Annotated in this window: 20 protein-coding genes and 1 pseudogene; all 21 read left to right on the forward strand. The window is 37.3% G+C overall.

Annotated elements, in window-relative coordinates; translation table 11 throughout:
- Window positions 1–93: 93 nt before the first annotated feature.
- The 21 genes and pseudogenes from ACYVQ1_RS02550 (at window position 94) to ACYVQ1_RS02650 (ending at window position 26,597) form a co-directional block, all read left to right on the forward strand.
- Window positions 94–3,882: a GbpC/Spa domain-containing protein gene (locus tag ACYVQ1_RS02550; protein WP_461249710.1), complete on the forward strand. Its 3,789-nt coding sequence runs from the start codon at window positions 94–96 to the stop codon at window positions 3,880–3,882.
- Window positions 3,883–4,341: 459 nt separating this feature from the next.
- The gene (locus ACYVQ1_RS02555) at window positions 4,342–7,452 is read left to right on the forward strand and encodes an LPXTG cell wall anchor domain-containing protein (RefSeq protein WP_461249711.1); all 3,111 of its coding nucleotides are present in this window, start codon (window positions 4,342–4,344) and stop codon (window positions 7,450–7,452) included.
- Window positions 7,453–7,611: 159 nt separating this feature from the next.
- Window positions 7,612–8,292 (forward strand): ribose-5-phosphate isomerase RpiA, encoded by a 681-nt coding sequence (rpiA, locus tag ACYVQ1_RS02560; protein WP_014634433.1) that lies wholly within the window; start codon window positions 7,612–7,614, stop codon window positions 8,290–8,292.
- 121 nt (window positions 8,293–8,413) lie between these two features.
- Window positions 8,414–9,625, forward strand: coding sequence for a phosphopentomutase (locus ACYVQ1_RS02565; RefSeq protein WP_195436210.1), 1,212 nt, complete (start codon window positions 8,414–8,416; stop codon window positions 9,623–9,625).
- Window position 9,626: 1 nt separating this feature from the next.
- On the forward strand, window positions 9,627–10,172 hold the full coding sequence (locus ACYVQ1_RS02570) for a DUF1697 domain-containing protein (protein ID WP_461249712.1): 546 nt from the start codon (window positions 9,627–9,629) through the stop codon (window positions 10,170–10,172).
- Between the two features lie 18 nt (window positions 10,173–10,190).
- Window positions 10,191–11,000 (forward strand): purine-nucleoside phosphorylase, encoded by an 810-nt coding sequence (locus ACYVQ1_RS02575; RefSeq protein ID WP_461249713.1) that lies wholly within the window; start codon window positions 10,191–10,193, stop codon window positions 10,998–11,000.
- A gap of 13 nt (window positions 11,001–11,013) precedes the next feature.
- The gene (locus ACYVQ1_RS02580) at window positions 11,014–11,727 is read left to right on the forward strand and encodes a LemA family protein (protein WP_461249714.1); all 714 of its coding nucleotides are present in this window, start codon (window positions 11,014–11,016) and stop codon (window positions 11,725–11,727) included.
- Between the two features lie 182 nt (window positions 11,728–11,909).
- The gene (locus ACYVQ1_RS02585; protein WP_461249715.1) at window positions 11,910–13,157 is read left to right on the forward strand and encodes a chloride channel protein; all 1,248 of its coding nucleotides are present in this window, start codon (window positions 11,910–11,912) and stop codon (window positions 13,155–13,157) included.
- The gene (locus ACYVQ1_RS02590) at window positions 13,154–13,867 is read left to right on the forward strand and encodes a type 1 glutamine amidotransferase (RefSeq protein WP_461249856.1); all 714 of its coding nucleotides are present in this window, start codon (window positions 13,154–13,156) and stop codon (window positions 13,865–13,867) included. Before ACYVQ1_RS02585 ends, ACYVQ1_RS02590 begins: the two co-directional genes overlap by 4 nt.
- A 398-nt stretch (window positions 13,868–14,265) precedes the next feature.
- On the forward strand, window positions 14,266–14,976 hold the full coding sequence (deoD, locus tag ACYVQ1_RS02595; RefSeq protein WP_014634439.1) for a purine-nucleoside phosphorylase: 711 nt from the start codon (window positions 14,266–14,268) through the stop codon (window positions 14,974–14,976).
- 340 nt (window positions 14,977–15,316) lie between these two features.
- Window positions 15,317–16,777 carry an LCP family glycopolymer transferase CpsA gene (cpsA, locus tag ACYVQ1_RS02600; RefSeq protein WP_461249716.1) on the forward strand — a complete coding sequence of 487 codons (1,461 nt, stop codon included), beginning with the start codon at window positions 15,317–15,319 and terminating at the stop codon, window positions 16,775–16,777.
- Window positions 16,778–17,509 carry a capsular polysaccharide biosynthesis protein Cps4B gene (gene cps4B, locus ACYVQ1_RS02605; RefSeq protein ID WP_461249717.1) on the forward strand — a complete coding sequence of 244 codons (732 nt, stop codon included), beginning with the start codon at window positions 16,778–16,780 and terminating at the stop codon, window positions 17,507–17,509.
- 8 nt (window positions 17,510–17,517) lie between these two features.
- Window positions 17,518–18,210 carry a capsular polysaccharide biosynthesis protein gene (locus tag ACYVQ1_RS02610; protein ID WP_048790943.1) on the forward strand — a complete coding sequence of 231 codons (693 nt, stop codon included), beginning with the start codon at window positions 17,518–17,520 and terminating at the stop codon, window positions 18,208–18,210.
- Window positions 18,211–18,219: 9 nt separating this feature from the next.
- Window positions 18,220–18,960 carry a tyrosine-protein kinase gene (locus ACYVQ1_RS02615; RefSeq protein ID WP_014634441.1) on the forward strand — a complete coding sequence of 247 codons (741 nt, stop codon included), beginning with the start codon at window positions 18,220–18,222 and terminating at the stop codon, window positions 18,958–18,960.
- A 56-nt stretch (window positions 18,961–19,016) separates the two neighbouring features.
- Window positions 19,017–20,384 carry a sugar transferase gene (locus ACYVQ1_RS02620; RefSeq protein ID WP_461249718.1) on the forward strand — a complete coding sequence of 456 codons (1,368 nt, stop codon included), beginning with the start codon at window positions 19,017–19,019 and terminating at the stop codon, window positions 20,382–20,384.
- A gap of 32 nt (window positions 20,385–20,416) precedes the next feature.
- Window positions 20,417–21,589: a beta 1-4 rhamnosyltransferase Cps2T gene (gene cps2T, locus ACYVQ1_RS02625; RefSeq protein WP_461249719.1), complete on the forward strand. Its 1,173-nt coding sequence runs from the start codon at window positions 20,417–20,419 to the stop codon at window positions 21,587–21,589.
- Between the two features lie 2 nt (window positions 21,590–21,591).
- Window positions 21,592–22,740 (forward strand): glycosyltransferase family 4 protein, encoded by a 1,149-nt coding sequence (locus tag ACYVQ1_RS02630; protein ID WP_461249720.1) that lies wholly within the window; start codon window positions 21,592–21,594, stop codon window positions 22,738–22,740.
- Window positions 22,741–22,751: 11 nt separating this feature from the next.
- Window positions 22,752–23,360, forward strand: a pseudogene (locus tag ACYVQ1_RS02635) (DUF1919 domain-containing protein).
- Window positions 23,361–23,414: 54 nt separating this feature from the next.
- On the forward strand, window positions 23,415–24,389 hold the full coding sequence (locus tag ACYVQ1_RS02640; RefSeq protein ID WP_461249721.1) for a glycosyltransferase: 975 nt from the start codon (window positions 23,415–23,417) through the stop codon (window positions 24,387–24,389).
- Between the two features lie 20 nt (window positions 24,390–24,409).
- Complete coding sequence (locus ACYVQ1_RS02645; protein WP_461249722.1) at window positions 24,410–25,402, forward strand: glycosyltransferase family 2 protein; 993 nt, start codon at window positions 24,410–24,412, stop codon at window positions 25,400–25,402.
- 28 nt (window positions 25,403–25,430) lie between these two features.
- The gene (locus ACYVQ1_RS02650) at window positions 25,431–26,597 is read left to right on the forward strand and encodes a polymerase (RefSeq protein WP_347095343.1); all 1,167 of its coding nucleotides are present in this window, start codon (window positions 25,431–25,433) and stop codon (window positions 26,595–26,597) included.
- Window positions 26,598–26,610: the final 13 nt, after the last annotated feature.

Here is a 26,610-nt window from a genome sequence, read left to right on the forward strand (position 1 = left end):
AAATTTTTGAGAAAATTAAGACAATTCTATTGACAGAAAATTTAAAAGTGTTAGACTTTAGGTGTTAAGAAAATATAGAAGGAAATTTGTGATATGGGAAGAAAAGATTCACAACGTTTTTCAATCAGAAAGTATAGCTTTGGGGCTGCTTCTGTTCTTTTGGGTACAACCATTCTTGCGATGGGTGCAACTGGTGTACATGCAGATGAGGTTTCAACTTCAGCTGTTACTGATACGCCACTTAGTGCTTCTGTGCTAACAGATTCTGCTGCCGATCCGGCAACAACTGTTGACCATTCAGAGAAGCAAGTTATTTCTGTCAAAGAAGAAGGAAATACCACTGTAACAACAAGTGTTGTAACAACTGATAGTCTTGAGGATGCTAAAGCTTCTGCGGTAAAAGAAGGGGTAGAAGTTGAAGAAACTGCACCTCAAACGCATACATCCCTAGAGGGGGCTATTGCTAACAATCAAGCTCAATCAAAAGAGATTAATACAGTTGTTTATGATTATCAGAAAGCAAAAGAAGACCACAAAAAAGATGTAGCTGAGTATGAAAAAGCTAAGGCTGAGTACGATGCTAAAGTGGCTGAAAAAGCAGCAGCTGATAAAGCAAACTCTGCTTCTAAAGCACAGTATGATACTGATCAAGCTGCTTATGAAAAAGGATTAGCTAAATATCAAGCTGATAAAAAAGCCTATGACGCAGCATTGGAAGAGTATAATACTCAAAAATTGACTTATGATTCTAAAGTAGCAGAAAAAGCAGCTGCTGATGCAGCTAATGCTAAGTCAGAAGCCGATTACAAGGTACAGTTGGCTGTTTATGAAACTGCTAAAAAGAACTATGAAGCTGCTATGGCTCAGTATACCAAAGACAAGGCAAAATATGATGCCGAGAAGGAAGCTTATGATGCTAAAGTAGCAGAAAAAGTTCGTACAGAAGTTGAAAACAAGGCTGCTCAAGAGCAGTATGAGAAAGATTTAGCTACTTATAATGCCGCTTACGAAAAATATCAAAGCGATTTGGCTGCCTACAAGACTGCTAAAGCAGCCTATGATGCTAAAGTAGCAGAAAAAGCAGCCGCTGATGCAGCTAATGCAAAAGCTAAATCTAAGTATGATGCAGAAATGGTCACATACAACGCAGCTTTGTCTGAATATAAGGCAAATAAGGCTCTGTATGATGCAGCTCTAGCTGAATACAACACGAAAAAAGCAGCCTATGATGTGAAAGTAGCTGAGAAAACGCAAGCAGAAATTACAGATAAGGCTGCTCAAGAGCAATATGAAAAAGATCTTACTGCATACAATACAGCTTATGAAAAATATCAAACTGATTTAGCGACTTATAATACAGCTAAAGCAGCCTACGATGCCAAAGTAGCAGAAAAAGCAGCAGCGAATAAGGCTAATGCAGAAGCTAAAGCCAAGTATGATGCAGAAATGGCTGTTTATAATGCAGCTAAAGCACAATACGATAAAGATTTACAAGAATACCAAGCTAAGAAAACTCAATACGACCAAGATAAAGCAGCCTATGATAAACTTGTTGCTATTAAAGCAGAAGAAGATACTGCTAAAGCTAAGTATGAAGTTGAGCTTGCCAAATACAATGTAGACCTAGAGCAATATGGCAAAGATTTTGCTACCTACCAAACAAAACTTGCTGAATATCAAACAGCTTTAGCACAATACAAAGATGCTAAAGAAGCCTATGATAAGTACATAAATGATAATGGTTTCCAAGATCTAAAAGATGTAGAAACTGTTCAAGATTTGACTTTCCAACGTGAAGGTGGAGCCATTCATACCATCAATGGTATCAGTGCTTATCTCACTCGTGATGCTCAATCTCGTTTGAATACAAGCAATGTACATCAGTATGATTCCAATAAATTGGAAGCTTCAGATATTGTAGCAACTAGTCCTTGGGCTAATAATGAGACTGAATACATTCAAGTTAAAGAAGGCGATAAATTTGTTGTTACTTATGATAACTTGAATCAGTCAAGCATGCGTGAAGATACGGATATGCATCCAATCAAGCGCGTGATTTACCGCTATGAGATTTTGAGTCTCCCATCAAATGACGGTAAAGGAATTGCAGCTGTTAGCTCGGATCCAACTGTAACACTAACAGTCGGTGCTTCAACAGACCAAAATAAACCCGTTAAAGTTGCTGTTGATATTGAATTCTATGATGGTAATGGCAATAAGTTTGATTTGACACAACACAATGCTATTGTAGCTTTGAACTCTCTCAACCACTGGACAGGTGCTTCTTATGTAGATAGTGGGGATAAACCTCGTGCTCTTACAGTAGAAGCCAAAGATAAAGATGGTAACACTGTTCGTGGAACTTGGGATCCGTATGCAGATGGTTCATCAATGAGCATTGAAAACAATGCGGTTCTTGTTAAAAATGGAACAGCTGACTTTGGTACTGCGGATGTCACTATCTCTGCTGAAAATCCGATTAAGATTGTGGCACAAAAAGCAACGTGGAATGGTAGTGAATTTACAGTCAGTGAAGATACTGTGATTGACGCAACTTCAGTCAATGTTTCAGGTGCTGGGAACGGTCACTCTATTGGAACAGATGAGTTCGCTCTAGATGGTAAAGATGATGTTATCGGTTCTTATACGATTGATCCAACTTCTGGACGTATCATCTTTACTCCTAAGAAAAAGTTTGAAAATGTGGAGCACCAAGAGTCTGCAAATGTTGGAAACAATAAATATATTCCAATTCCAAATTCAAGTGTTTCTTATGACTCTGCTACAAAAGAGGTAACATCATTTAAAGATAACCAATACATTGAACATGGATCAATCTTTAATGGTGAATCTTCAACGACTCTTGAAGGTTGGGACAATCCATCTTCTCCATACCTCTATTATGGTGGAGCAGGATTGAAGATGGCTGATGGTCACTTGGTATTTACGGCCAATGGAGCTAATGCTGCTGGTCAACCAACGGTTTACTGGTTTGCGATTAACTCAAATGTTGGTATTCCAAAAAATCCAGGTGAAGCGCCAAAAGAGCCAACGGCTCCTGAAGAACCAAAGGCACCAACCCCACCAACGATTACTTTGGAAGTTCTTCCAGCAGTACCAACAGAACCAACACCACCAACTGCCCCTACAGCACCAACAGAACCTAACTATACAGTAGTGACAGTTGATGCTGAGGAGCCAACAGCTCCAAAAGAGCCTAAGGCACCAACGCCACCAACTCCTACAGTAGTTGAAGTTCCTGCGGAACCAGGCAAACCAGAAGAGCCTAAAGCGCCAACACCACCGACAGAACCTAACTACACTGTGGTTACAGTTGATAGTGAGGAACCTAAGGCACCAACAGAGCCTAAGGCACCAACTCCACCAACTCCAGCATTAGTTGAAGTGCCAGCAGAGCCACGTAAGATTACGGCTCCAGTAGAACCTAAGGCACCAACCCCACCTACACCAGTAGTTGTAGAGGTACCTGGTGAGCCAAAGAAACCAACACCACCAACAGAGCCTAAAGCGCCAACACCACCAACTATGGTTACAGTTAATGTTCCTAATAAACCTGTTTCACCTAAAGAACTTGTAGCTCCTAAGGTGAAATGGCATAAAAATTATCTTGTTGAGCGAGTAACTCGTCCAGTGCCAACGCCACCAACAACTCCTCAAAAACCAAAAACTCCTGGAACACCTACAGGACCAAGTGTAACACCAACTTCTTCTGTGATTGCTAAGCAAGAAACAGAAAGAAATAATAGTGGACAATTGCCAGAAACAGGTGATTCTAACCCAAAATTAGCATCTGTAACTGGTGTAGGCTTGCTTACAATGGCACTTACAGGTCTATGGTCAGCTCGCAAACGTAAACATTAATAAGATAAAATAAAAGATTAGGTTGTTTTGTTATGCAAGACGTCTAGTCTTTTTTAGTTACTTATTGATAGATGTTTGTCTTTTAAAATAAGGTTGAATGTTAAAACTAATATAGAAAGATAAAGGAGAGAATCTAGGTAGATAGCTATCCGAAAGCTAAATATCACAATGAAAATCAAAATGAAAGCTTATTGTCGCTTGTTTTTCATGATTTTTTCAATAAAAAAACATTAAAGTGAATCATCCTGGATATTATAAAATTAAACCTTCTATTTACAACGAAAACACTATTTATTATAGGGTTTCACCTATCAAATACTTTGATATTAAAAAGTATTTGAATTTAAGAATCTAATCGAATTTAAAGGAATGGATATTTTTATGAGATATCTCAAATTGACATGGTCCTTTCTTTTGTTAGAATATGAACATAACTAAATATAGAAGGACGTAATTTAAATGGGGAAAAAGGAATTACAACGTTATTCACTCAGAAAGTCTAGCCTTGGTGCGACTTCTGTTCTTTTGGGGACTGCAGTTCTTGCAGTAGGAGCTTCAAATGCAAGCGCTGATGAAGTAGCAACAACTACAGATTCAGCAACACCAGCAGTTGAAGCAACAGATGCTGTTGAAGAAAGCGCTTCTGCCGTAGCAGATTCAACTGAAAAGAAAGTTGTTAACGTTACTGAAGAAGGCAACACAACTGTTACAACGAGTGAAGTAACAAATACAAGCTTAGAAGCTGCAAAAACAGCTGCAACTAACGAAGGGGTTGAGGTTAAGGAAGAACCTGCTCAAACCAAAGAAACTGTTGAAGCAGCTGCTGCAGATAATAAAGCACAAGCAGAGAAAATCAATACAGTCGTTTCAGATTATATAGCGGCTAAAGAACAATACAAGTCAGATAAAGCTGACTATGATAAAGCAAAAGCAAACTATGATGCCAAATTAGCTGAGAAAGCACTTGCTGATAAAACAAATGCTGAAGCTCAGGCTAAATATGATACTGAAAAAACAGCTTATGATAAAGCTTCAGAGCAATACCAAATTGCTAAGCAAGCTTATGACTCAGCTCTTTCAGAGTACAAGACTAAGAAAGTTACTTATGATGCTAAGGTAGCAGAAAAAGAAGCAGCTGATAAAGAAAATGCCTTGTCTGCAGCTAAATACCAAGCAGAATTGGCAACTTATAACCAAGCAAAAGCTGATTATGAAGCAGCTCTTGCACAGTACAATAGCGATAAAGCCAAATACAATGCTGAAAAAGCTAATTATGATAATAAAGTAGCTGAAAAAGTTGTTACTGAAAAACGTAACGCTGAAGCTGAAGCTAAATATCAAACTGAGCTAGCAGCATATAATGAAGCAAAAGCTAAATATGATGTAGAAAAAGCAGCATATGACAAGAATCTTGAACTTTATAACGCTAAGAAAACAGCTTATGAAGCAGATCTTGAAACAAAACAAGCTATTGAAAAATACAATGCTGATGCTAAAGCTAAATACGAAGCAGCCTTGGTTGTCTACAATGAGCAAAAAGCAAAATATGACCAAGAGTACCTTGAGTATCAAAATAAATTAGCTGTTTACCAAACAGCACTTAAACAATACCAAGATGCTAAAACGGCTTACGATAAATACATGAATGATCCTGTATATCGTAACCTTAAAGATGCTGAAGTTGTTCAAGAATTGACCTTCCAACGTGAAAACGATGCGACACACAAAGTTGAAGGTGTAAGCAACTACTTGACAAAAGAAGCACAAGAGCGTCTTAACACAAGTAATGTTTTCCAATATGATTCTAACAAGTTACAAGCATCTGACATTGTTTCAAACAGCCCTTGGACAAATACTGAAGACGAGTGGGTTCAAGTTAAAGAAGGTGACAAATTTGTTGTTACATATGATGGTTTGAACCAATCAAGCATGATTGTTGAGAATGAAGCATCAGCAATCAAACGTGTTGTTTACCGCTACGAAATTGTTAGCCTTCCATCAAATGACGGAAAAGGTATCGCGAAAATCAGTAAGGATCCAACAGTAACTATGACAGTTGGTGCATCAACTGATCAAGACAAACCAGTTAAAGTAGCAGTAGATGTTGAGTTTTACGATAAAGATGGTAAAATGTTCAACCTTAGTGAGCGTAATGCTATCGTAGCACTTAACTCACTAAACCACTGGAATGGTGCAGCTTATGTTGAAACATCTGAGCGCCCACGTCCACTTACAGTAGAAGCGAAAGACGTTAATGGTAATACTGTCCGCGGTACATATAATCCTTACGCAGATGGTTCTACTTTGGCAATCCAAAACGGTGAAGTTGTTACTAAATCTGGATACGCTGATTTCGGTGGCGCTACTGTTAACATTTCTGATGAGAACCCACTTAAGGTAGTTGTTCCTATCACTGACTGGAATGGTTCAGAATGGGTTGTCTCACGTGAAATTCCATCTGATGTAACAACTCTTAATGCTTCAGGTAGTGGTAATGGACACGCTCTTGGTAACCAAGATTATACATTTGGTGATAAAGATGATGTTATTGGTTCGTACAGCGTTTCTGCTGAAACTGGTTTAATTACATTCACACCTAAGAAAAAATACCAATCAACACGCCACCAAGAATATGTAAATATTGGTGATAACCAATTCATCGCTATTCCAAAATCATCAGTTACTTATGATGCTGTTACTAAAGAAGTAACGTCAGTCAATGATAACCAATACATTGACCATGGTGCAGTCTTTAATGGTGAGACAACGTCTGAATTGACAGGTTGGGATAACGCTGATTCACCTTACCTCTATTATGGAGGTGCAGGTATCAAGATGACAAATGGTCACTTGGTATTTACTGCTGAAGGTGCAAATGCTGATGGTGCACCAACAGTATATTGGTTCGCAATCAACTCTAATCTTGGTTTGCCTAAGAATCCAGGTGAAAAACCTGAAGAACCTAAGGCACCAACACCACCAACAGCACCGGTTAAACCAGTTATTAAAACAGTTGGTATCAATCCACAAGAACCAACACCACCAACACCACCAAAAGAGCCAGTGGCACCAACGCCACCAACTCCAGAGGTAGTTGAAGTACCTGGTAAACCACAAGAACCAACACCACCAACAGGTCCAACGGCACCAACGCCACCAACTCCAGAGGTAGTTGAAGTACCTGGTAAACCACAAGAACCAACACCACCAACAGGTCCAACGGCACCAACGCCACCAACACCAAAAGTAGTTGAAGTTCCTGCTAAACCAGTAGAACCTAAAACTCCTGAAAAACCAAGTGTTGTATGGCACAAGAACTATGTCGTTGAGAGAGAGTCTCACGTGGTACCACCAACACCACCGACTCCACCAACACCACCAACACCTGTTACTCCTCCAACTCCAGTGACACCGCCAACTACACCAACTCCAGATACTGAAGTTCCTGTAGTGCCTCAAGCTGAGTTGCCACAAACTGGTGAGCACACTAGCAATGCTGGATTTATTGGACTTCTTTCAATGATTTTTGCAGCCTTTGTAGGATTCTTCAAACGTCGTAAAGAAGATTAAGTGGTGCTATTAAATTAGTTCCCCATCAAAACTAGATTCTATTTAGAATCTAGTTTTTATTTTTGCTAGGTTTTACTCCCTCGTATCATTTCTATTTACTGTTGAAACATGTTATAATTATTTTGAACGACTATTATAGAAAGATGCAAGGAGACGAGCATGGAAGAACTTAAGAAAATCGCTGGCGTAACCGCTGCCAAATACGTTGAAGATGGAATGGTTGTTGGACTCGGTACAGGGTCAACAGCTTATTTCTTCGTGGAGGAAATTGGCCGTCGTATTAAGGAAGAAGGCCTTAGTGTTGTTGGAGTAACGACATCAAGTCAAACCACTAAACAAGCTGAAGGCTTAGGTATTCCTTTGAAGGCAGTGGATGATATTGACAGTATTGATGTTACTGTTGATGGCGCCGACGAAGTAGACCCTCAACTCAATGGGATTAAAGGTGGCGGTGGTGCCCTTCTGATGGAAAAAATCGTCGCTACACCTACGAAAGAATATATCTGGGTAGTTGATGAGTCAAAAATGGTTAATCAATTAGGTGCTTTCAAATTACCAGTTGAAGTGGTTCAATATGGTGCTGATCGTCTCTATCGTGTCTTTGAGTCGAAGGGCTATAAGCCATCATTCCGACTTACGGAGGAAGGTAATCGCTTTGTTACAGATATGAAGAACTATATCATCGATCTTGATTTAGGTAAGATTGAAAATCCAGTAGCCCTTGGTGAAGAACTAAAAGCTATGACAGGTGTTGTCGATCATGGATTGTTCAATGGTATGGTTAACAAAGTCATCGTTGCAGGAAAAGACGGTGTTAAGGTCGTTGAAGTCAAGGCCTAGTCCAATTTTGATTTCCCGTCACTTTTAATGAGGAAAACTAATTAATTTTTGTCAAACTATTAAATAATATAGAAAGGCAAGAGGTAATTTCGAAAAGATTTTATCTCTTTGTGGTGTTGTTATGTCCAAATTTAACCGAATGCATTTAGTCGTTCTTGATTCAGTAGGAATTGGTGCTGCTCCAGATGCCAATGACTTTGTCAATGCAGGTGTGCCAGATGGTGCTTCAGATACCCTTGGTCATATCTCTAAATCAGTAGGATTGAATGTGCCAAATATGGCTAAGCTTGGTCTAGGAAATATTCCTCGTGAAACACCTTTGAAAACAGTAGCAGCAGAGAGTAACCCAACTGGTTATGCAACAAAATTGCAGGAAGTTTCTCTTGGTAAGGATACGATGACTGGTCACTGGGAAATCATGGGTCTCAATATTACTGAACCTTTTGATACCTTCTGGAACGGATTCCCAGAAGAAATTCTCACTAAAATTGAGGAATTCTCAGGTCGTAAAGTCATTCGTGAAGCTAATAAACCATACTCAGGTACAGCTGTTATTGAAGACTTTGGACCTCGTCAAATGGAAACTGGTGAATTGATTATTTACACTTCAGCTGACCCAGTTCTTCAAATTGCTGCACACGAAGATATTATTCCATTGGATGAGTTGTATCGTATTTGTGAATATGCGCGTTCAATTACCCTTGAGCGTCCAGCTCTTCTAGGGCGTATCATTGCTCGTCCTTACGTTGGTGAGCCTGGAAACTTCACTCGTACATCTAATCGTCGAGATTTGGCTGTTTCACCATTTGCACCCACTGTTTTGGATAAATTGAATGAAGCTGGTATCGATACTTATGCCGTTGGTAAAATCAATGATATTTTCAACGGAGCTGGTATTAACCACGATATGGGACACAACAAATCAAATAGCCATGGTATTGATAATTTGATTAAAGCTATGACTTCTGAAGATTTCAAACATGGCTTCTCATTCACAAACTTAGTAGACTTCGATGCCCTTTATGGACACCGTCGTGATCCACATGGATATCGTGATTGTTTGCACGAATTTGACCAACGTTTGCCTGAAATCATTGCTGCCATGCGTGAAGATGATCTCTTGATGATTACAGCAGACCACGGAAATGATCCAACTTATGCAGGTACAGACCATACTCGTGAATATATTCCTTTCTTGGCTTATAGCCCATCATTCAAAGGAAATGGACTTATTCCAGTAGGTCATTTCTCTGACATCTCAGCAACTGTCGCTGAAAACTTTGGTGTAGATAAAGCCATGATTGGTGAAAGCTTCTTGGATAAACTTGTCTAAAATGAAGCGCTATGCATTTTTGGTTCGTGGAATAAACGTTGGTGGTCGTCACAAGGTAGTCATGGAAGAATTTTGTCATGAGTTAAAAGAACTTGGGATGTCAAATGTTTCTTCCTATATAAATAGTGGAAATTTTTTCTTCGATTCATCCTTGATAAAAGTGGAACTCCTCTTAGTTTTAGAGAGATTTCTTAATAAGACTTATCCATTTATTAAGGTGTTTTCTCTTTTTACTCTAGAAGATTACCAAAATGAAGTGGCATCTTTACCTAAGTGGTGGGAAGATGATTTCTATAGAAAAGATGTCCTCTTATATACTGAAAGACTTGATAAGAACGAAATGAGAAATGTTATTGAGTCTTTAGAGTTGGGAGATGAAATTATTCATCTTGGACAACTTGGAATCTACTGGGGTAAATTTGATAAATCAAGCTATAACCAAACGGCTTATCATAAGAAGCTATTGAAAGCACCTTTTTATCCTTATATAACCATTCGAAATGCAAGAACTTTTACAACAATTGGTCACTTTTTAAGAATGAAATAAAATTAAGGGAGAATTAACATGTCGCAACTTGAAAAAATTAGAGTTACTCAAGCATTTTTGGAAAGCAAAGGAATTGAAAAACCTGAGTTTGGTTTAATTTTGGGTTCTGGACTTGGTGAGTTGGCTGAAGAAGTTGAAGACGCAGTTGTCATTGACTATGCGGATATTCCAAACTGGGGACAATCAACGGTTGTCGGTCATGCTGGAAAACTTGTTTATGGAACTTTGTCTGGACGTAAGGTTTTAGCTCTTCAAGGACGTTTCCATTTTTATGAAGGAAATCCGCTTGAAGTAGTTACTTTCCCTGTACGTGTTATGAAAGCTCTTGGATGCGAAGGAGTTGTTGTAACCAATGCAGCTGGTGGTATCGGCTTTGGTCCAGGTACTTTGATGGCCATCACTGACCACATCAACATGACTGGTCAAAACCCATTGATTGGTGAAAACTTGGATGATTTTGGTCCTCGTTTCCCAGATATGTCTAAAGCGTATACCCCAGAATACCGTGAGACTGCACATCGAGTTGCTGACAAATTGGGCATTAAATTAGATGATGGTGTCTATATCGGTGTAACTGGTCCAACTTACGAAACTCCAGCTGAAATTCGTGCTTATAAGACTCTTGGTGCAGATGCTGTTGGGATGTCAACTGTCCCTGAAGTCATTGTTGCAGCACATTCTGGTTTGAAAGTTCTTGGTATTTCATGTATTACCAACTTTGCGGCTGGTTTCCAAGAAGAACTCAATCACGAAGAAGTTGTGGAAGTGACAGAACGTGTTAAAGGGGATTTCAAAGGCTTGCTGAAAGCTATTTTGGCTGAACTTTAAAAAGGAATAATTGATGTCAAACTTAATGAATAATCCATTATTTCGTATCATTCGTGGAGTTTTTATAATTGCTTTCCTAACCATGGTTTGGTTGGTTATATTTTCTGCTATAGATACAAGTGGTAGTGAGATAGATTATGAACCATTTGAAGGAGCATCTATCGTATTTGCAGTTTTAAGCTATATCATAATAGTGTTTCTATTTCAATATCATAAAGTTGTTAACTTAAAAGAGTCAATTAAATCATCATACAGTGCAATTGAAATTAAAGAGCAGTATGTGGAAAAATTGATTGTACAACTGCGAGAACTGACTGATAAGATTGTAGACCATGAGTTAAAAATGTCTGTTAGAAAAAATGTTTCAGAATTGTTAGAGGAAAAAAAGTCTGTCAACAATTTGACTAACGATGAAAACAAAGCTAATCATTCAGAATCTAAGCGGAAGTCTTACGGTGAGTCTGGCAATTTTTCTAAACATGAATACTCTACTAAACTAGAGGAAACGAAGAATAAAATTATAGAGGAAATCGAAAGAGATACAAATATTACAGCTGATCAAAGTATAAAGGATTTGATTGCTGAGATTAAAGAGTCAGAAGTACTTGTTGCTAATCAAAAATTATACTACAATGAAATGGTGTCGCAATATAATAAATCAATTTACAGTTTACCACTTGCTTTATTAAGAACAACTTTAGGACATTCAGAGATAAACTACTTATAACATAGAACAAAATTATTAAGACTAGAATATAGTTAAAAAGGTCAAAGAATGAAAGCTAGTTTTAGTTTTTCTAATTCAGCACGAGATTGCCTTACTATGAAATAAAAACAAAGAAGGGATTGACCCTACTCTAAAGACAGTAGGAAAAGTTGGTTAAAGCAATTTTAGCCATACTCTAATATATGGGTAATAAGGAGAGAAAGAGTTTGACTTGGCTCCCCAAGTCGATTAGGTTAAGTTTAGCTGTTTTGACAACCGGAATAGCTTCTGGTCTGATCGGTATTCTTTGCCACTATCTTTTAGATTTTATAAAATTTCTTACTTTTGGTAATGATACGACAGATCTCTTGTTACAATTTAATTCTGTAAGTGCTTATCGACGCTTCGTAGTTATAGTGGTAGCTGGTGTCTTAGCTAGTATCTTTTGGTATTTCCTTCAGCGTCGAGTGTCCCTTCTTTCCATTAGAAAGGCTAAGCAACTCGTTGGCAAGAAGAGTCCAAATTTTCTTGGCCAAAGTCTACATGCTTTGGTTCAGGTAGCAATCGTTGGAGCAGGTGCTTCAGTAGGCAAGGAAGCAGCTCCACGAGAATTAGGTGCCTTATGTGCTGGCAGTTTATCAAAAAAACTGGGTTTAGAAATTCCTGAAAGACAACTCATGATTGCATGTGGTGCAGGAGCAGGTTTAGCTGCGGTTTACCAAGTTCCCTTTGCCAGTACACTGTTTGTTTTGGAAACTTTGGGAGTTGCTTGCAAACTGAAAAACATTGGTATCATTCTTGTGACAACCTATTTGTCAGCTTATTGTGCTCGTCCAATTGTTGGTGGGAAAACTATATATTTAGTTGATAAAGTAAGCTTACATCCTACTAGTTTGATACAGATTCTTGTTTTGACGCTGTTTGTAACTCCGCTTGCTCTTATATTTAAAGTTTTAGCTAAAAAGGCGACTAAAAGTCGTATAACAGATAAACATATTCTCTGGACCATGCCCATCTCTTTTATAATATTAGGTGGTATTGTAGCTTTCTATCCTATAATCATGGGAAATGGTCAGGTTCTAGCACAATGGATGTTTTCTGGAGGTACTTCGGAATACCTTCCGATTTTGCTAGTAATCAAAGGGCTTATTGTGTGCTTGTTGCTATGGTCGGGTACTTATGGAGGGACACTGACGCCTTCGTTTACTTTAGGTGTCGGATCGGGTTTCTTATTAACAAGGTGTCTTGAGACTTTTGGTTTGTCCCTAAATCCTAATCTAGGAATGTTACTTGGTGCAACCATATTTTTAGTAACAACTTTGGATGCTCCTCTGACGGGAATAGCCTTAGTTCTAGGTTTTACTGGTCAAGGAGGGCTGGTATCAGTTCCTCTAATCTTAGCGGGTCTACTATCAAGGATAATTAATAATAGATGGAAGAAAAAACAATGAATATTCATTTTATCTTACACGAAACGTTTGAAGTTCCAGGAGCCTATTTAAAATGGGCTCAAGACCGTGGGCATAATATCACATCAACCAAGGTATATGAGGAAGAGGTCCTTCCTGAAACCGTTGAAGGTATTGATTTTCTAATTGTGATGGGTGGTCCTCAGTCACCGGATGAGGATCGTCAGACCTTTCCTTATTATGACCCAAACGCTGAGATTGCATTTATGCAAAAAGCAATTGCTGCTGATATCTATATTGTTGGTGTATGTTTGGGAGCTCAGCTTCTATCTGTAGCCTATGGTGGTAAGTATGAGCATAGTCCAGAACGCGAAATTGGCGTGTTTCCAATAACACTAACGGATGATGGATTAGCTGATGAGCATGTCAAAGGTTTTGGCACAACTCTCAATACTGGCCACTGGCATGGTGATATGCCTGGATTGACTGATAATGGAGTTGTTCTTGCTACTAGTCAAGGTTGTCCACGTCAAATTATTCGCTTTAGTCCTAAACACTATGCCTTCCAAGCACACCTAGAGTTTGATTCCCAAGCCATTGATTTGCTCATAGTTGCGGATGGCGAAGAACACTTGCGTAAGCAAAATAAGGAGTTACCTTTTGTTCAAACACCTGAACAATTGCGTACCAACGATTATTCAGAAATGAACAAGAAGTTATATGATTTTCTTGATTCATTGACTCAAGCTTAATCCACTTTTAAAAAAGTAATTATTTATAAACTATATAATATTAGAAAAATTATTTAAAAATAAAAATTAGGAATGGTAGATAGTGTGTTTAGGTTGCTCTTTTACCATCAAAAAAAGAAAGAACGGGTTAACTGTATTCACTAAATTGAATACGGGCGGAGAACGAAGTAAAAAGATAAACTGTCTAGCGTTTATAATGCGTCGTCAGTTTCCTAATTATTACTTTGTTCTCTGTCGCCTGTCCTGTATATAAAAAATGAAAGGAAGGGTAGTTCGGGTTTGAAACTGAACCCGGGCTAGAGGCTGTTTAAAAAAGATAAATCCTCCTAGATGCCAAGCATCTTTGTCGGATTTCCTATTTTTACTTTGCCTCTTTAACGCCCTTGGTATCTTATATTATGTCTATCCATATTGCTGCTAAGCAAGGTGAAATTGCTGATAAAATTCTCCTACCTGGAGATCCTTTACGTGCGAAATTCATTGCCGAGAATTTCCTCGAAGACGCTGTATGTTTCAATGAAGTTCGTAATATGTTTGGTTACACAGGAACATACAAAGGTGAACGTGTCTCAGTAATGGGAACTGGAATGGGGATGCCATCTATCTCTATCTATGCTCGTGAGCTTATTGTTGACTACGGGGTTAAAAAATTGATCCGTGTGGGAACTGCTGGTTCATTGAATGAGGATGTTCACGTTCGTGAGTTAGTTCTAGCGCAAGCGGCAGCGACAAACTCTAACATTATTCGTAACGATTGGCCACAATACGATTTCCCACAAATTGCAAGTTTCAATCTCTTAGATAAGGCTTACCACATTGCTAAAGAGCTTGGTATGACTACACATGTTGGTAATGTCTTGTCTTCTGACGTCTTCTATTCGAACTATGGTGAAAAGAACATCGAGCTTGGTAAATGGGGTGTGAAAGCTGTAGAAATGGAAGCAGCAGCACTTTACTACCTTGCAGCTCAACACCAAGTAGATGCTCTTGCCATCATGACTATTTCTGATAGTTTGGTTAATCCAGATGAGGACACAACAGCTGAGGAACGTCAAAATACTTTCACTGACATGATGAAAGTTGGTCTTGAAACACTAATTGCAGACTAGTTTGTAAAAGGACGCCATTTGGTCGTCCTTTTGTGTTGTAGCTAATATCTGTTCGAAGTGACAATAGGTTAAAATTTTTCAAACTACTAGAAAAAAATAAAAATATTTGGAAGAAAGATGTTTTTAAGGAATAAGTAAATATCCGACAATTTAAAAAATAACCGCTAAAAATGTGAAAAACAACTTACAAAACAATAAAAAATGATAGAAATTAAATGCTTGATATCATAATGAAAAACGGTTTCTTCTTTTTTAAAAAGAATGACAATTGAAATGAAGTTATAGTAATGTTATAATGATAATGGGAAATGTCTAATTTTAATTTTTAGGAGCAATTTATATGAGTTCGCGTACGAATCGTAAGCAAAAACGTACGAGTAATAGATCGTGGGGGATGGTCAACGTTGGGTTGACCATTCTGTATGCTATTTTAGCATTGATCTTATTATTCACCATGTTCAATTATAATTTCCTATCCTTTAGGTTTTTGAACATCATTATCACCATTGGTTTGTTGGTAGTTCTTGCTATTAGCATCTTCCTTCAGAAGACTAAGAAATCACCACTAGTGACAACGGTTGTATTGGTTATCTTCTCGCTAGTTTCTCTGGTTGGTATTTTTGGTTTTAAACAAATGATTGACATCACTAACCGTATGAATCAGACGGCAGCATTTTCTGAAGTAGAAATGAGCATCGTGGTTCCTAAGGAAAGTGACATCAAAGATGTGAGCCAGCTTACTAGCGTACAGGCACCTACTAAGGTTGATAAGAACAATATCGAGACCTTGATGTCAGCTCTCAAAAAAGATAAAAAAGTTGATGTTAAAGTTGATGATGTTGCCTCATATCAAGAAGCTTATGATAATCTTAAGTCTGGCAAATCTAAAGCTATGGTCTTGAGTGGCTCTTATGCTAGCCTATTAGAGTCTGTCGATAGTAATTATGCTTCAAATCTAAAAACAATTTATACTTATAAAATTAAAAAGAAGAATAGCAACTCTGCAAAACAAGTAGATTCAAAAGTCTTCAATATTTATATTAGTGGTATTGATACCTACGGTTCGATTTCAACAGTGTCACGTTCAGATGTCAATATCATTATGACAGTAAACATGAATACACATAAGATTCTCTTGACGACTACTCCACGTGATGCATACGTTAAGATTCCTGGTGGTGGGGCAGACCAGTATGATAAATTAACCCACGCAGGTATTTATGGCGTTGAAACATCTGAACAAACTCTGGAAAATCTTTATGGTATTAAGATTGATTACTATGCCCGAATTAACTTCACATCTTTCCTTAAGTTGATTGACCAACTTGGTGGTGTGACAGTCCATAATGATCAAGCTTTCACAAGTCTTCATGGGAAGTTTGATTTCCCAGTTGGAGATATCCAAATGAATTCAGAGCAAGCACTTGGATTTGTTCGTGAACGCTATAGTTTAGATGGCGGAGATAATGACCGTGGTAAAAACCAGGAGAAGGTTATTTCTGCGATTGTAAACAAGTTGGCTTCTCTAAAATCTGTATCAAACTTTACTTCAATCGTTAATAATCTCCAAGACTCTGTTCAGACAAATATGTCTTTGGATACCATTAATGCTTTGGCTAATACACAACTTGATTCAGGCTCTAAATTTACAGTAACGTCTCAAGCAGTTACTGGTACTGGTTCTACTGGTCAATTGACCTCTTATGCTATGCCAAATTCTAGTCTTTACATGATGAAACTAGATGATTCGAGTGTGTCAAGTGCCTCTCAAGCTATCAAAAATCTGATGGAGGAAAAATAAGTGATTGACGTTCACTCACATATTGTTTTTGATGTTGATGATGGTCCTAAAACTTTAGAAGAAAGTTTAGACCTCATTGGTGAAAGCTACGCCCAAGGGGTACGTAAGATTGTTTCAACATCTCACCGTCGTAAGGGAATGTTTGAAACTCCAGAGGATAAAATTTTTGCCAACTTTTCTAAGGTAAAAGCAGAAGCAGAAGTACTTTATCCAGACTTAACTATTTATTATGGTGGTGAACTTTATTACACCTCAGACATTGTGGAGAAACTTGAAAAGAATCTTATTCCGCGTATGCACAACACTCATTTTGCTTTGATTGAGTTTAGTGCTCGCACATCTTGGAAAGAAATTCATAGTGGGCTTAGTAATGTTTTGCGAGCGGGGGTAACGCCTATTGTTGCTCATATTGAGCGCTATGATGCCCTCGAAGAAAATGCTGACCGTGTTCGAGAAATCATCAACATGGGGTGCTATACTCAAGTTAATAGCTCTCATGTTCTAAAACCAAAGCTCTTTGGAGATAAAGATAAAGTAAGAAAAAAACGTGTTCGTTATTTCTTGGAGAAAAATTTGGTTCATATGGTTGCTAGTGACATGCATAATCTTGGTCCAAGACCACCATTTATGAAAGATGCTTACGCTATTATCGAAAAGACTTACGGAACGAGACGTGCTCGTAATCTTTTTATCGAAAATCCACAAACACTACTTGAAAATCAATATATATAGGAGAAACTATGACTCAGGAAAACACGAAGCGTGTTGAAATCGATGTACTTGCACTATTGCAAAAACTTTGGACTAAAAAAGTATTTATTTTATTTACAGCCTTTTATGTTGCTGTCTTTGCCTTCTTAGGAACTTACTTCCTCATTCAGCCAACATATACATCGTCTACACGTATTTATGTGGTTAATCAAGCTAATGATGGCAAAAACCTTTCTGCCCAAGACTTGCAGGCCGGTACATTTTTGACAAAAGACTACAAAGAAATTATTACATCAAACGATGTCTTGTCAGAAGTTATCAAAGATGAAAAATTGAATATGACAGAAGCAGAACTTGCTAAAATGATTTCAGTTAATATTCCTACTGATACTCGTCTTATTTCAATTTCTGTTAATGCTAAAACTGGTCAAGATGCGCAAACACTTGCCAATAAGGTTCGTGAAGTTGCTTCAGAAAAAATCAAGAACGTGACAAAAGTTGAAGATGTCACAACACTTGAAGAAGCTAAATTGCCAGAGTCACCATCTTCACCAAATATCAAACGTAATGTGCTTCTTGGAGCAGTGCTTGGAGGATTCCTTGCAGTGGTTGGTGTATTGGTACGTGAAATCCTAGATGATCGTATTCGCCGTCCAGAAGATGTGGAAGATGCCCTTGGAATGACACTTCTTGGAATTGTCCCTGATACAGATAAAATTTAAGGAGAAGAAATGCCTCTATTAAAGTTAGTAAAATCTAAAGTAAACTTTGCCAAACAAACAGAAGAGTATTACAATGCCATTCGCACAAATATTCAATTTTCTGGTGCTCAGATGAAAGTGATTGCGGTTAGCTCTGTTGAAGCTGGTGAAGGAAAATCAACGACATCTGTTAACTTGGCGATTTCATTTGCTAGTGTTGGGCTCCGAACACTTCTCATTGATGCGGATACTCGTAACTCTGTTTTGTCAGGTACATTTAAATCAAATGAGCCTTATAAAGGCCTTTCAAATTTCCTTTCTGGAAATGCTGATTTAAATGAAACGATTTGCCAAACTGATATTTCTGGTTTAGATGTCATTGCATCTGGTCCTGTACCACCTAATCCAACAAGTCTTTTGCAAAATGACAATTTTAGACATTTGATGGAAGTTGCTCGTAGTCGTTATGATTATGTCATCATCGATACACCACCAATTGGTTTGGTTATTGATGCAGTTATTATTGCCCATCAGGCTGATGCTAGTCTTTTGGTTACAGCAGCAGGAAAAATTAAACGTCGTTTCGTAACTAAGGCGGTCGAACAATTGGAACAAAGTGGTTCTCAGTTCTTAGGTGTCGTCCTTAATAAAGTTGACATGACAGTTGATAAATATGGATCATATGGTTCTTACGGATCATATGGTGAGTACGGGAAAAAATCAGACCAAAAAGAAGGTCATTCAAGAGCACATCGTCGTAGAAAAGGATAGCATTAATGGGGATGATGCGGCTCCTTATACCTTAACAGATTAAAAAGGGGTTTAGAGTGAAAGAAAAACAAGAAATTCGTCGCATTGAAATTGGTATTATACAGTTGGTTGTTGTTGTTTTCGCAGCCATGGTAGCTAGTAAAATACCATATACAGAGATTACCCAAGGAAGCATTGTCCTTTTAGGTGTCGTACATGTAGTGTCTTACTATATCAGTAGTTATTATGAAAATCTTAAGTATAGAGGCTACTTGGATGAACTCATTGCAACTGTCAAATATTGTTTCATATTTGCTCTAATTGCAACATTCCTCTCATTTTTTGCAGATGGAAGTTTTTCAATCTCACGCCGCGGACTTCTTTACGTCACCCTAATTTCAGGTGTTCTCTTATACTTTACAAATACAGTTCTTAAGTATTTTCGCTCATCTATTTATACACGTCGTAAAAGTAACAAGAATATTCTCTTGATTTCTGATCAGGCACGTCTTGAAAATGTTTTGTCTCGTATGAAAGACAATATGGATGGTAGGATTACAGCAGTTTGTGTCTTGGATAATCCTTATTTCACTGATCCATTTATCAAGAGTGTTAAACCTGAAAATTTGATTGAATATGCGACACACTCAGTAGTAGACCAAGTTTTGATTAATCTGCCAAGTGAGCAGTACAAGATTTGGGATTATGCGTCACCATTTGAACTTATGGGAATCCCAGTATCCATTAATTTGAATGCCCTTGAATTTATGAGTCAGGGTGAAAAACGTATCCAACAATTAGGTCCTTTCAAAGTTGTTACGTTTTCTACGCATTTTTATAGCTATGGAGATATCTTGGCGAAACGCTTCCTCGATATCTGTGGAGCTATAGTTGGTTTGGTGCTCTGCGGTATTGTTGGAATCTTCCTTTATCCTCTTATTCGTAAAGATGGAGGACCAGCTATTTTTGCTCAAGATCGTGTGGGAGAAAATGGACGTATCTTCAAGTTTTATAAATTCCGTTCTATGCGTGTTGATGCAGAAGAAATCAAGAAGAATTTGATGGCACAGAATCAAATGTCTGGTGGTATGTTTAAGATGGACAATGATCCACGTATTACCAAAATTGGACATTTCATTCGTAAAACGAGTCTTGATGAACTTCCACAATTTTGGAATGTTCTAAAAGGTGATATGAGCTTGGTAGGAACACGTCCACCAACATTGGATGAGTACGAATCTTATACACCGGAACAAAAACGTCGCCTCAGCTTTAAACCAGGTATTACTGGTCTTTGGCAAGTAAGCGGTCGAAGTGAAATTACTGATTTTGATGAAGTTGTAAAACTAGACGTTGCTTATATGGACGGATGGACAATCTGGCGCGATATCAAAATATTATTGAAAACAATTAAAGTAGTAGTAATGAAGGATGGAGCAAAGTGATGGCTTTCTCCATTTCTTTTAATGGTGATTAAATGACAAAAACAGTTTATATCGTTGGTTCTAAGGGAATTCCAGCAAAATATGGTGGATTTGAGACCTTTGTTGAGAAGTTGACAGAGTTCCAACAAGACAAAGATATCCAATATTATGTAGCTTGTATGCGTGAAAATTCTGCTAAATCAGGAATTACAGCAGATACTTTCGAACATAACGGTGCTAAATGCTACAATATTGACGTCCCAAATATCGGGCCTGCACGTGCCATCGCTTATGACATCGCAGCTCTTAATAAGGCCATTGAGATTGCTAAGGAAAATAATGACCAAGCACCTATTTTTTATGTTTTGGCCTGCCGAATTGGTCCATTTATCTCAGGTATTAAAAAGAAAATCAAGGCTATCGGTGGTACCCTTATGGTTAACCCGGATGGTCATGAATGGCTTCGTGCAAAGTGGAGTCTTCCGGTTCGTAAGTATTGGAAAATTTCAGAGCAACTCATGGTTAAACATGCTGATCTCTTGATTTGTGATAGTAAAAACATTGAATCTTATATTCAAAAGGATTATGCGAAGTATCGTCCTCAAACAACCTATATTGCCTATGGAACTGATACAACTAAATCTCGATTGACTAAGGTTGATGATAAGGTACGCACATGGTACTTCGAAAAGGGGGTTATTGAAAACAATTATTATCTTGTTGTAGGACGTTTTGTGCCTGAAAATAACTATGAGGCTATGATTCGTGGTTTTATGGCATCTAACTCTGACAAGGACTTTGTTCTCATTACCAATGTTGAAGAAAACAAATTTTACGACAAGTTGCGTCAGGAAACTGGTTTTGACAAGGATCCTCGTGTGAAGTTTGTCGGAACTGTTTATGACCAAGAATTGCTCAAGTACATTCGTGAGAATGCCTTTGCTTATTTCCATGGTCATGAGGTAGGTGGAACCAATCCATCACTTCTTGAGGCACTTGAGTCAACTAAACTCAATCTCTTGTTGGATGTTGGCTTTAACCGTGAAGTCGGTGAAGATGGTGCTCTCTATTGGAAAAAAGACCAATTGGCAAGTGTCATTAATCAAGCTGAACAATTGGATGAACAAGCTATCGCAGACCTCAATCAAAAATCAAGTAAACGTATCGAAGAAGCCTTTACTTGGGAAAAAATTGTTATAGACTACGAGAAAGTATTTAAAGGATAGAAATGCAGAAAATTTTATATCTTCACGCTGGTGCCGAAATGTATGGTGCTGATAAGGTTTTGTTGGAGCTTATTAAAGGATTGGATAAAGAAGCCTTTGAGGCTCATGTCATCTTGCCCAACGATGGCGTCTTAGTGGGTGCATTGGAAAAGGTTGGTGCTAAGGTGAAAGTTATCGATTATCCAATCTTGCGCCGGAAGTATTTTAATCCTAAGGGAATTCTTGAGTATTTTGGCTCTTATAATCGTTATTCAAAGCAAATTGCTAAATATGCTAAGGAAAATGGCATTACTCTTATTCACAATAATACGACTGCGGTACTTGAGGGAATTTATCTCAAACGTAAGTTGAAACTTCCTTTGATTTGGCATGTTCACGAGATTATCGTCAAACCAAAAGCAATCTCTGATTTCATCAACTTTTTGATGGGACGTTATGCTGATACGATTGTGACAGTTTCAAATGCTGTGGCCAACCACGTCAAGCAGTCTCGCTTTGTAAAAAATGACCAAGTTCAAGTCATCTATAATGGTGTTGATAATGCCGTCTATCATGAAATGGATGCTAGTACAGTCCGTGATCAGTTTGGTATCTCACAGGATGCTTTGGTTATCGGAATGGTTGGTCGAGTGAATGCATGGAAAGGTCAAGGCGACTTCTTAGAAGCCGTGACTCCAATCTTAAAAGCTAATCCAAAAGCAGTAGCCTTTCTGGCAGGTAGTGCTTTTGAAGGTGAAGAATGGCGAGTTGATGAGTTGGAAAAGGCTATATCAGACTCACCATTAGCTGGACAAATCAAACGTATCGATTATTATAGCAAGACGACAGAGCTCTATAATATGTTTGATATCTTTGTCTTGCCAAGTACCAATCCAGATCCTCTACCAACTGTAGTTTTCGAATCAATGGCTTGTGGCAAACCTGTAGTCGGCTACCGTCATGGTGGTGTCTGTGAAATGGTTAAAGAAGGCGAAAACGGCCTTCTTGCCACACCAAATCAGCCTGCAGAATTGTCTAAGGCCATCCAAGAATTAGCTGATAACACTGAGAAGAGAGAGCAATTTGGCAAGGCCTCTGTCAAACGCCAAAAAGAACTCTTTTCACTACAAAGTTATATTCGTAATTTCTCAGAACTATATAAGAAGTACTAAGAAGTACTTTTATGAACAGCGAAACACTAAAAAATAAAGTAAAACCAATCGTTTATCCAATTATTTATTTTATTCCTAGACGAAGACTTAAGAATAAAAATTTTACTATCATTTGTGATAATTGTTGGGCTGGAAAAGTCTATTAGGAATTGGGCTTGCCTTATCAAACTCCATTTGTAGGGATGTTTGTCTTCTCTCCTGATTACATAAAGATGCTCAAGAATTTAAAATACTATTTGAGTGGTAATATCCCTTTGACATTTGTTAAGGAATCGAAATACATCAAAGACTTTGATAATGCCTATCCTCTAGCACTTCTTGATGATATTGAACTTCACTTCCTGCATTATGCAGATGAGGAAGAAGCAACTCAAAAATGGAACCGTCGTTTAGAAAGAATTCATTGGAATAATTTGTATTTCAAGTTCAATGATAATGATGCTTGTACTTACGAGCTGATGAAAGAGTTTGAAGAACTTACATATAAGAGTAAGGTGATTTTCTCTTCGAAGAATCACAGTGATCTACCTTCATTGGTCCATTTTAAATCAGCTGAGAAGCAAGGACATGTTGGGATTGATTTGAAAACTTACCACCGCTATTTTAATGCTGTTACCTAGTTGAATAAGGGTGGTGAAGATTTAACATAAAATAAAAAATTAGGTGAAGAATCCATGAAACCACTTTTAACTGTTGTCATTCCAGTTTATAATGTCGAAAAATATTTAAAACGTTGTATTGAGAGTATCCTTATTCAAGAGTGGAAGAACTATGACATCTTACTTGTAGATGATGGAAGTACTGATAATTCTCCTCAAATTTGTGATGACTATGCTGAAGCGTATGACTTTATCTCAGTTATTCATAAGGAGAATGGTGGACTATCTGCAGCCCGTAACACTGGTATTTCAAATGCTAAGGGAGAATATGTTTATTTCCCTGATTCAGATGATTGGATTGAACCAGATACCTTTATAGCGTTAGCAGAAGTGGTGGAATCCCAGAAGTTTGATATTATCTCTTTTAATCGCGAGTTCGTGAAAGGTGAAGAAGATGCTATAGTTTCGGATTCATTAGTGACTCAAGTTTTTGAGGGTAAAGATGCTTTTGTGCAGATGCTTAAGCATAGTTATATTACTGGTTTCGCTAATGACAAAATTTATAGAAAGTCTTTATTTACTGATAATGACATCCATTTTCCAGTTGGCAAGTATTATGAGGACCTTGGTACCAATTACAAACTCTTTCTTGTTGCTAAGAAGGTCTATGCGACAAATCAAAAGTATTATCACTATCTAATCGATAATCCTGATTCTATTACTCAGTCATGGAATGAGAAGAAATTTAGCGATATGTTTGGATTCTACAAAGAACTTTTCTATTCTGACTTTGTTCGTTCACAATTAAATAAAGATGAATTACAAATGTCTCAACTTTATTATGTAAACGGATTGGTTCATATACTAGCAAGTTTGTATAAATCTAAATTAGATAAAGAATATATTGATATTACTGATGAAGTGAAACAAGAATTGCTTAAAAATAGAGTTTCTCTTTCTCAAATGAAAGACCAACCAAATAAGTTAAAATATGTACTGTTTAGACTTAAAGTTTTAAAACTAGCCTTCAGTATTCAAAACGTTTTCTGATATTATTTTAGGAGTCTAAATTGAAATACTCTGTTATTATTCCAGTTTATAATGTTGAGAAATATATTCACCGTTGTTTAAAAAGTATTATTTCTCAGAACTATGATGACTTGGAAATTATAGTGGTAGACAATGGGTCTACGGATAGTAGTGGCAGTGTTTGCGATACTTATGCTAACGATTACTCAAATATCTCAGTCTATCATATTGAGAACCACGGTGTTGGTTCGGCACGTAATTTTGGCTTGTCCAAAGCCAGGGGAGAGTTTATCTACTTCGTTGATAGTGATGATTATCTTGTTGGTAATCTCTTTGCTGATTTTGCTGATAAGCTAGTGTTAGATTTGGATTTGGCTGTTTTTAGTTATTACAATTCTTTTGAGGAAGATTTAACTGAGAAGCAGCGTACTGAAAAGTCACTTCCATTTAAAGGGAATTACGAAAAGGATGGTTTTATCAAGATATTTAAAGAACTATTCCTATCGGATATGCTTTACACAGTTTGGAATAAGATATATCGCAGAGAATTTCTTCTTGAAAATAACCTTTCTTTTGAGCAGTATGAGTTAGGTGAAGATGTTCGTTTTAATCTTGATATTTATCGTAAAGTCAACAAGATTTATCTTTCTCAAGATTCCTACTACGTTTATGTCATTGGTAGAAAAGGTTCCGCCATGTCGGGTTATAACCCCAAACGTCTTCAGTATCAACTTCAAGAATTGAAGATGGTTGATGATCTACTTTCTGACTGGAATTTGGATAGTTCAGAGCTTGTTAATACTGTAAAAGCAAGAATACTGATGAGTAACATCTACAATATAACGAAACAGAACTTATCTGTAAATAGAAAAGTTAAGCTCGTTAAAGATACATGTGAAAGACAAGAGATAGAGGATTTTATAAAGAATGATTCTTCTGCATTGAATCCACTCATAAAACTGTTGTTGAAATGTCGAATGTATGTTGTTCTGATTTATCTTAAAAAAATACAGATGTTATTACAACATTTATAAGAATAATTGAAAGGTATGGAAAGTACTTGTGAATAGCAGTCGCTTTATCTCAGAGAAAATCTATTTATTTACTCTTTTTATTTGGGTATTATTTGCATCTCTGGTAACTACAACTTATTTTGTAAGGGTGGATGGTTTTTTGTCACTCTATCGTATCTTGCTATATTTTACAATAGTTATGATTACGATAAAGGAACTCATTAATCTTCCTGATACCATAAATTATTTCAGATACCACTTGAAGGAATTAATAATTTTCCTATTATTTACCTTGACCATGTTAATTGTGTCAAAAAATCGAGATGGTCTTCCTGATATTAATGTTTTGCTGTTGGTTTTTTCAGCTAGGGATATAGAGTTCAAGAAGTTATTAGGGACTTTCTCCTTCGCCACCTTTTTAGTGCTGTTTGTAACTATTCTAGCTAGTAAGATGGGCATTATTTCTAATATGTTGATGAGTGCTGATAGTGGTTATCGTTATAGTTTAGGATTTAACTATGTTTCCTTTGCTTCTCAACGTATGTTTTTTGCCCTATGTAGCTATCTTATGTTTAGAGGGAAGAAGGTTACTTATATAGAGTTGTTAGCTCTACTATTTGCTACGTTTTATATGTACCAACAGACCTCAACCTCAAGTCCACTTTATCTAAGTCTCTTGATTTTGACTTATGCTTTAATTAGTCTTAAGGTCTTTAAATTTGATTTCATAGATAGAAATGTTATAACAGCAAATCTTGCCAAATATGGTTTTATTATAGCATTGGCTATAATCCTCTATTTCTGTTTCTATTCAACTGGTGATTTATTCCATCTTGTTGACCAATTTACACATAATCGTCTAAGACTTAGTGTTCAAGGATTCCGAAACTTCGGAGTTTCCTTATTAGGTCGACCAATTTCATTTACAACCATGGACATCTTCGGTAATTTTTCAAGCAACTATAACTTTATTGATAGCTCGTTTGTGCAGTTACTCGTAATTGATGGATTGGCTGTTAGTGCATTTATGTTATTTGCTTTAACACGTGTCATGAATTATTTTGTGACTAATCGAAAAGATATTGTCCTTGCTTGCTTAGGTGTTATGATTATTCATGGCATGTTTGATCCGCAAATGCTTGTTCTTCGTTACTCACCTCTTATCTTATTGATTAGTCGACTCTTTGTGATGAAGACTGATAAAGATTTTTTGTAATTGAAACAGAGGT

The sequence above is a fragment of the Streptococcus parasalivarius genome (assembly GCF_054785155.1).